Below are 2851 nucleotides of genomic sequence, written 5' to 3'. Positions count from 1 at the left end.
AATACAGTCACATCACTTATGACATGGCTTTCCTGTCGCCCACACTGCTTTATGGCCCCAGCCTGTCCTTGATGATCAAGCGCAATGACACGCCGTTTGCCACATTTGCCAATACGGGGAACCAGAAAGCCGTGGCTAATGCCTTGGATACCGGCTCGGATCAACCGCCGGTCACCATGGCCGAACTGTACGATACGGTCCTCAATGCTCAGTCCGGACAGGTCGCAGGCTACATGGAGCAATTGCAAGGCCAAATCCATGCGGGTACGACCTCCGCCCTGCTAAGCAACGGGGATCTTTTGCCCCGCACTTTAGGCAAACAAGCCTCAGGCGCACGTAATAAAAACGGCACAGACACCGTTCTATGGGCCGAAGTGATTCACCAACAACGCGATCTGGACGGTGACGACAACAGCCAGGATGTTCGTCATAAAGTGGGCGGCCTGTTCCTGGGTGGCGATACCGCCATCGGCGAACAAGGCTGGCGCATGGGTGCCTCTCTGGGCTACCTGGAAAACCGCATCAAGCTGGATGACCGCCGTCAGACCTCACGCAGCAACAGCTACAGCGCCGCCCTGTACGGAACGCAAGCCTGGGAAATGGGTTCGGGTAGTCTGAGTCTGCTGGCAGGTGGTGCTTATACCCGCCACAGCCTGGACAGCGAGCGTTCCATCTCTGTTCACCAATACGAAACACTGAAGGCTGATTACAAAGCGCACAGCATCCAGGCCTTTGCCCAGTTGGGCTACCGCATGCCCGTCAGCCCTCGCTCCAGCGTTGAACCCTATGCCAGCGTGAACTGGCATCAGTTGCGTCACGGCTCCTTTAGCGAATCGGGTGGTCAGGCAGCCTTGCGCGGAGACTCGCAACGCCAGAACCTGAGCACCGTGACGCTGGGTCTGCGTGGCACCACGGAACTGGATCTGTCCAAAACCACGCTGTCCTTGAGTGCCGGTTTAGGCTGGCGTCATGCCCTGGGCGACACCACCCCCGAACGTGAACTGGCCTTTGCCGCACTGCCCGGCAGCAACTTCCGCATCAGCGGCGCGCCGATTGCCAAAAATGCTGCTGTCGCCGAATTGGGCGCTGAACTGAAAGCCGGCAAAAGCACCTCCTTTGGCTTGAACTACCAGGGTCAGTTTGGTCGTAATCAGGACCATGCTGGCTCCCTGTTCATGAAGGTCCGTTTCTGATTTAAGGCCCCGAGGCGGGCTTGGCGTTCCGCCAATCCCGCGGCAGGCATAACAGACGGCCATCAAAAATCCCTGCGATGCGCGTGCATGGCAGGGGCCCACAAGAACACGACCTCAACAATACAGCAGCCCATAACTGCCGGTTTAAACGGCTATGCCGTTAAATTGAAGATGCCTTGAGAACCTCCAAGGCAGGTTTTCACAACGAGTGGCCACCCTCCTTAGAAGATCCAAGTAGATAAGACATGTCGAACAAGAAACGCAACACCTCTATGCTGGTGCAGATGGCTTTGTTAAGCCTGACTTTACCTGGCATCGTCCATGCCGATTCCGAGAGCTCACTGGAGCAATGGCACACCAAAGAATATAAGCGTCAACCCGGCCTGGACATGATCAATGCAGCCAAAGCCTATTCGCTGGGCTTTACCGGCAAAGGCGTCACGGTCGGTTATCTGGACTCGGGCATTCAGGCAAATCACCCTGAGTTTGCCGGCGCCATTGCTGGGGGCTTTGACTTTGCCAACAATACCCCCTACGCCAATGGCCAAGGAGTCGATACTCAGCTCCCTGCCGGACACGGGAGCCATGTTGCCGGAATCATTGGTGCGAGACGCGACGAAGCAGGCATGCACGGCGTCGCCTTCAATAGCCAGCTTTTTGCGGTTGCCTACGGCATCAATACTGATGACGATGACGACGATGATGATGGTGGTGACGACACTACCCCGACTCCAGACGATATAAGGGCCTTTCAAGATCGAATGCTTTCTAATGGCTGGAACTATCTCGCCCAGTTCAAGCTGCCCATTATCAATAGCAGTCTGGGGCTCAATGACTGCTCAAGGTCCTATAACCCACCCTGCCATATTGTGGACTATGGCTCAGCTCAAAGCGCCCTAGAGGCTCAACCTCTGATCATTGAGTCCTTCAAGAACAGTGCGCAGGCTGGCTCCCTGATGGTATTTGCTACCGGCAATGAGTCTCAAGACCACCCTGATTTTCTGGCCGGCTCTCCCTACTGGTTTCCCGAACTGAAAGACAACTGGCTGGCCGTGACGGCAGTCGGGGAAGATGGTTCCTTGGCCGTCTACGCCAATAAATGTGGTGTTTCCGCCGAGTGGTGTTTGACCGCACCAGGGGGGCAGTGGGCCCCTGGCATTAACTCCGTCAACTCGGATGGAGGCTATATTTATAAAAGTGGCACCTCCATGGCATCGCCACACGTGGCCGGAGCGGCAGCGTTAGTTAAAGAAGCCTTTCCCTACTTCACGGCGTATCACCTGCAGCAAACCTTGCTGACCACCGCCACCCCTCTGGGAGACCCCAGCATTTTTGGCTGGGGCCTGATGAATGTGGGCAAGGCCGTGCAAGGGCCAGCACAATTTACTCGTCTGTTCGACGTCGATACGCTAGGCTACAACTCCACCTTCGCCAATGACATCAGTGGCACCGGCGGCCTGCACAAGCGCGGTTCCGGCTCCCTGGAGCTGACGGGCAATAACAGCTATACCGGTGACACCACCGTCAGCGGGGGCCGTCTGGCCGTCAATGGCACGCTGGCGTCTGCGGTCACAGTGGAACGCGAAGGCACCTTGGGGGGGGCCGGTACAGTCGCTCAAGTCGATAACTACGGCACCCTGGCTCCAGGTAATTCGGTT

Annotated in this window: 2 protein-coding genes; both read left to right on the top strand. The window is 56.8% G+C overall.

Going from position 1 to position 2851, the window contains the following annotated elements:
- The coding region (locus ACU6HM_RS18750) for an autotransporter outer membrane beta-barrel domain-containing protein (protein WP_446764196.1) at positions 1–1193 on the top strand (1193 nt) is incomplete at its 5' end.
- Positions 1194–1438: 245 nt separating this feature from the next.
- Positions 1439–2851 (top strand): S8 family serine peptidase (locus ACU6HM_RS18745; protein ID WP_446764195.1); only part of this gene is annotated, 1413 nt, incomplete at its 3' end.

Source organism: Alcaligenes sp. RM2, assembly GCF_052931795.1.
The sequence above is the reverse complement of the archived record's forward strand: the minus strand, read 5'-3'. Positions and strand labels throughout refer to the sequence as shown.